Source organism: candidate division WOR-3 bacterium, from assembly GCA_039801245.1.
GTDB lineage: Bacteria > Hydrothermota > Tepidihabitantia > Tepidihabitantales > Tepidihabitantaceae > JAOABP01.
The window spans coordinates 1-5,530 of sequence record JBDRUF010000070.1; the positions used below are offsets into that span (position 1 = coordinate 1).

The following is a 5,530-nucleotide window of genomic DNA, read 5'->3' on the forward strand; positions in this document are numbered from 1 at the left end:
TCTTCGGTCTCCGGTCTTCAGTCTTGTGCAGGCAGAAAGGCACACAGATTAAGCCGTTCATTCTGACTTTCCTTTCTGTCATTCCGACCGGAGTGGAGGAATCCCTCACCATCTTTTCAAGCCTGGACCTTAGTTTTTGTTTTTGCTCTTTGAAAATCTGTAGTGTTACTCTATAACTAAGACTTTGCGGGTGATGCTCTGATTGCCTTTGGTAAGACGGAGAAAATAGGCGCCGGGTAAAATGGCGGTTGTATTCCACAACCTTTCAGGTTCAGCAACAACCCGACCGGATACATCAACAACCTGCACCTTTGTTCCATCTGGCAATCTATCCAGCCCTATTGTCTTTCCCCTTGCCACAACCGACGGGCTGATACTGACTCTCTCTAGTTGTCTTAACTGCCGCTCAGCAATGCCAACCTGGCAGTATTCGTAAATAATTGTATAGGGTGTTCGTCTGACGATTAGTTCATCTTTGCCGTCGCCTGTGATGTCGCAGAAGCCAATTTCCTCCTCGTGGTTATGGAGGGCATAGAACTGCTGATACTGGTTATCGCCGGTGCAGCGGAAAAGCCTAACTGAGTCGCCGTCTGCAATAGCAAACTCATTTATGCCATCGCCGTCCACATCTCCAACTACAATCGTCCTGTCAGGCGCGCTCGGTCCAATCAGAATGGTATCCCAGACAACCGCGAATGTGTCTGAACCGACCATTTCTACTACGGTCAAAAAGGCAGGGATTTCCTTTGAAGCGCAAATTGCCTCGGGCAGCCCATCGCCATCCATATCCGGGGTGCAGGCAAGGGCAGAGACAATCCGTTCTGCGGTATAAGTGGAACAGGATGAGAGATAGTTGAACGAGTCGTTGCCAACCGCTTCATAGAAGTAGAGGATACCGTCCATATTCAAGAAGAGCAGTTCGGGTTTGCCGTTTTGGTTCATATCATAGGCGACAGATGCCTGAACACAGGTGATTGATGAGGGACGAAAGGTATCTTTGAGTGAGTAGGAGTTATCACCTGTGCATTCAAGCCTGAAGGCGCGATTGATGTTCGGAGTAGCAAACACAATTTCACGGAAGGAGTCCTGGTCAAGGTCGGCAACAACGGGGCGGTAGGTGAGTGGAAAAGTGCGTGCTTCCCATACACGAGATAATGGCAAAGATGCGGAATCTCGACTTTCGTAGATTTGGGCGTACACAAAAAGGTCTGATAGCCCATCACTGTCAAAGTCTCCTATGAGATAGGCGGCACAGTCGTTTAGACCTGGGATTCGGACAGTGTCATACTGAGTTCCATTGAGCTCAATTGCATAGAACTCACGGCTGGGCGGAATTTCTGGAAATGCATAAATCTCTATAAGTCCATCGTGGTCACCGTCACCGCAAACCACGCCTTTATCATTAGTAAAAGGGATGCGGGTGTACTCTCGGAATTCAAAGGAGTCGGTATAGGATGTCAAAGTCAGAAGGACGGGGAACAGAATGTGAACAGCCACAAATTCATTATAGCCTTCTTTGGAGGATAGTCAAGTTAAAAAGGAGGTGAGTATGTAAAGAAAGAAAAAAGCAGAAAAAAACAGAATGGAGAGGTCTGCAAGGACAAAAAAGAAAGGAGTAGAGATGAAAAGGCAGAGTGTTAAGGTTGCCCAGTTGACGGGCATTTTATTGTCTGCTATGCATCGGCTTGAAGCATCAGGAATAATAGATACCAAGAAAATGGTCTTGATGCGATAAGGAGAGTGAGGATGGATGCGGGGTGCTACTACCAGCGCCCCGTTTGGCATTACCGGTTGGATAGTGCTTGACCTTTTGCCCGGTGCCAATGACATTCGCCACCTTGCACCAGGTGTCTATTTCATCCAGAGCAGTTCAGGGATAGGGCGAAAGGTTGTGATTGTAAGGTAATCAGGTCTGTTGGTGGAGGTGGTGATAGATTTTCTCGGCAAGGCTTTTGCCGATGCCTTTGACCTTGGCGATGTCGTCGATGCTGGCACCGCGCAGTTTACTTATTGAGCCGAAGTGGCGGATTAAAGCCTGACGCCGGCAAGGACCAATATCAGGGATTGTGTCCAGTTCAGAAACAACCATCCTTTTACCCCTGATTTTGCGATGCAGGGTGATGGCAAAGCGGTGGGACTCATCACGGATACGCTTGAGGAGTTTGAGTGCGGGGGATGTTAAGGGGATGGAGATCTCCCTGCCGTCAAGGTAATAGAGGGTATCGGTGCGTTTGGCAAGACCGAGGATGGGAATCTCCTGGTCAAACTGGTGATAGGCGTTGATTGCGGCTGAAAGTTGCCCCTTGCCGCCGTCAACAAGCACCAAGTCTGGCAGAGGCAGGTTTTTCTCCAAGAGCCCCTTGACCCGGCGGGCAAGGACCTCGGCAATCATCGCAAAGTCATTTGGACCGGATACGGTTCTTATCTTAAAAAGCCGGTAATGGCTTTTCAGCGGCCGGTCATCCTTAAAAACAACAACCGAGCCCACCGCATTTGTTCCCTGCGTATCGGAGATGTCAACCCCTTCAATCAACCTTGGTGGTGCGGGCAGGTTAAGGATTCTTGCCAGCTCCTGATTTGCCTTGGGGATGCGCTCCTCCTGGGGCAGAATCTCCACAAGCGCCTTTTCGGCATTCCGCTGAGCCAGTTCCACAAGCGCGCGTTTCTCCCCGCGGCTCGCGGTGACAATCTTCACCCTCTTATTGCGGCGCTCGGCAAACACCTCTTCAAAAAGGTCAACACCAGCAATCGGAGAAGGCAGGACAATCTCATCGGGCAGGTCTGCAGTATGGGTATAAACCGAGCGCAAAAGCCCCTCAAGAATCTCCTCGTCCGGGACCGTTTCATCTGCGGCAAGGGAGTACTGTTCCCGGGCAACAATCCTCTTTTCCCGGATTCGGAAAACAACCCCAACCGCACCCTTTATGCCCTTTGCGAGCCCAATAACATCGCGGGCGGTCGGGTCCTGGGTGACAACCTCCTGATGCCTGACAACCTCGCGCAGGGCAAGCAACTGGTCGCGCAATATTGCCGCCTGCTCATAGCGCTGGCTTTCAGCCTCCTGCCACATCCGCTGTTCAATTTCTTCGGTAAGTTTCTCAGAGCGACCTGAGAGAAAGGCAATCACACTCTCAACAACCTGGCGGTAGTCCTCTGCGGTTATCCTGCCGATACAGGGTCCAAGACAGCGCTTGACCTGAAAGTTCAGGCAGGGTTGTTTGACCGTCTCATCGGGCAGTTCCCTTTTGCAGGTGCGCAGTTTGAATATGCGCCGCACACCCCTGAGCGCCTTGCGCAACTCCTTGGCACTGGTATAAGGTCCGAAGAGAACCGAGCCATCAGGCTTAATGTTTCTCGTGATGAAGATGCGCGGGAAGCTTTCCTGAACGGTGATTTTAAGATAGGGGTACTTCTTGTCGTCCCGGAGACGGACATTATAACGGGGCTTTTTGATTTTTATCAGACTTTCCTCCAAAAGTAGCGCCTCAACCTCAGAGCGGGTGACAATGGTCTCAAGGTCAAGGACCCGGCGTAGAAGTGCAGCCAGCCGGGGCTGGAACTGAGGCTGAAGGTAGGAGCGCAAGCGGTCACGCAAACTGCGCGCCTTACCGATATAAAGAACCTTGCCCTGCCGGTCCTTTAAAAGATAAACGCCCGGCTCATTGGGCGCCGCCTTTACCTTTTCACTAAAACCCATCGCAATGTAGTTTGTCGTTCTTGGGTTCTGGTTCTTAATCTTCCCAACTATGAACTCCGAACCTAAAACTATAAACTATCTCTACCCTTTGACAACTCCGAGTGGTCTCATCCGCGCCACCTTGCGGCAAATCCCGGCCCGGTGGCACACATCAACCACCTGGTCAACATTCTTGTAAGCGTCCGGCACCTCCTCATTCAGGACATCACGGCTTGCCGCCATCACCAAGATTCCTTTTGCCCTGAGTTCTGCGGCAACATCCCGGCGCTTGGTCTCCTCCAGCGCCTTGGTCCTTGACCAGACCCTGCCAGCACCATGACACGCAGAGCCAAATGTCTGCTGCGCCGCGGTGTGTGTGCCCAAAAGCAGATAGGAGCTTGTGCCCATATCACCGGGAATCAGGACCGGCTGACCGAGATGGCGGTATTTTTCTGGCAGGGCAGGATGACCCGGTGGAAATGCCCTGGTTGCCCCTTTACGATGGACGCACAGTCTTATCCTTTTACCGTTGATTTCATGCTCCTCAATCTTGGCGATGTTATGGGCAACATCATATACCTGCGTCATTCCCAATTTCTCAATTGGCAGACCAAGAACCTGAGCGAATGCCTCGCGCACCCAGTGGGTGATTGCCTGCCGGTTTGCCCAGGCGTAGTTGGCAGCAGCAACCATCGCCCCGAAATAGCGCTTACCTTCAGGCGAGTCAATGGGCGCACAGGCAAGCTGCCGGTCAACAAGTTCAATCCCGTATTTGCGGGCAGCGGCAATCAAAGACCTGACATTGTCATCACAAATCTGATACCCGAGACCGCGCGACCCGGTGTGAATCATCACCGTAACCTGACCGAGATGGATACCAAGCTCAGCTGCCGCCTTCTGATCATAGATTTCAACCACCTCCTGAATCTCAAGGAAGTGATTGCCCGCACCCAAGGTGCCTAACTGCGGCATACCCCTTTCCAGAGCCCTCTGGGACACACCGGCAAGGTCTGCCCCTGGCATCTCACCCTTTTCCTCGGTATATTCCAGATCCTCTTCGCTACCATAACCCTGTTCAATTGCCCAGCGTGCACCTCTGGTGAGAACCTGCGCCACCAGCTCCTTTGAGATTCTTATCTTGCCCTTTGAGCCAACACCAGAAGGAACATTGTAAAATATTGCCCTAAGCAGTTTCTCCAGAAGTTCAGGCTTTAAATCCTTGCGCTCAAGGCTGGTGCGCAGAAGCCTGACACCGCAGTTGATGTCATAGCCAACACCACCCGGCGAGATGACACCATCCTTCAGGTCAAACGCTGCCACCCCACCAATTGCAAAGCCATAGCCCCAGTGGATGTCAGGCATCGCCAGGGATGCGCCGACAATCCCAGGTAGAGTGGCCACATTGGCAACCTGCTCTGGCGCCTGGTCCTGCTTGATGTCATCAAGAAGATTGGCATCGGCATAGATGATGCCATCAACCCTCATACCGGGCTTGTAACTCTTGGGAATCAAAACCCGGGTGTCGTCTATTTTCTCTAAAGGTCCATTCCACATCGCCATATATTTATTATAAACAGGAAAGTTCCCTGGTCAACAGCCCGGAAGCCTATGCCCCACTTCAAACCTCCTTGCAGATTTAAGTTGACAGGTAAATTTTATATGTTATTATATTTTGACCGGTTGGGACGGGCTCAAACCGGTCAGAGAGTAAAGAGCCCGGGAAATGCTTGTGGTCCGTTAGGGTCTGCGTTGGCTGAATTTTCTGTCCCGTAGCCTGTAACGCCTCCCAAGCGCAAACCTAATGGAGGGAAGTAAATGGGTAAGCGCGTATTTGTGGGAAATCTCCCATTCAGC

The 5,530-nt window shown here is 51.6% G+C and carries 4 protein-coding genes; 1 reads left to right on the forward strand and 3 read right to left on the reverse strand.

Annotated features, from left to right (window positions below; all coding sequences use genetic code 11):
- Positions 1 to 165: 165 nt before the first annotated feature.
- The gene (locus ABIK47_07940) at positions 166 to 1,497 is read right to left on the reverse strand and encodes a T9SS type A sorting domain-containing protein (protein ID MEO0020544.1); all 1,332 of its coding nucleotides are present in this window, start codon (positions 1,495 to 1,497) and stop codon (positions 166 to 168) included.
- Between the two features lie 253 nt (positions 1,498 to 1,750).
- Between ABIK47_07940 and ABIK47_07945 the strand changes: the two genes are divergently transcribed.
- Positions 1,751 to 1,906, forward strand: coding sequence for a hypothetical protein (locus ABIK47_07945; GenBank protein ID MEO0020545.1), 156 nt, complete (start codon positions 1,751 to 1,753; stop codon positions 1,904 to 1,906).
- Here the strand turns inward: ABIK47_07945 and uvrC are convergent, their stop codons facing one another.
- Both uvrC and ABIK47_07955 read right to left on the reverse strand, forming a co-directional pair.
- Positions 1,907 to 3,697, reverse strand: a complete 1,791-nt coding sequence (gene uvrC, locus ABIK47_07950) for an excinuclease ABC subunit UvrC (protein ID MEO0020546.1) — start codon at positions 3,695 to 3,697, stop codon at positions 1,907 to 1,909.
- An 81-nt stretch (positions 3,698 to 3,778) separates the two neighbouring features.
- On the reverse strand, positions 3,779 to 5,230 hold the full coding sequence (locus ABIK47_07955; protein ID MEO0020547.1) for an RtcB family protein: 1,452 nt from the start codon (positions 5,228 to 5,230) through the stop codon (positions 3,779 to 3,781).
- Positions 5,231 to 5,530: the final 300 nt, after the last annotated feature.

Bases quoted from the DNA above. Each gene is read 5' to 3' on its own strand.
- uvrC (MEO0020546.1), bottom strand. From the start codon at position 3,697: ATGGGTTTTAGTGAAAAGGTAAAGGCGGCGCCCAATGAGCCGGGCGTT.
- ABIK47_07945 (MEO0020545.1), top strand. From the start codon at position 1,751: ATGCGGGGTGCTACTACCAGCGCCCCGTTTGGCATTACCGGTTGGATA.
- ABIK47_07955 (MEO0020547.1), bottom strand. From the start codon at position 5,230: ATGTGGAATGGACCTTTAGAGAAAATAGACGACACCCGGGTTTTGATT.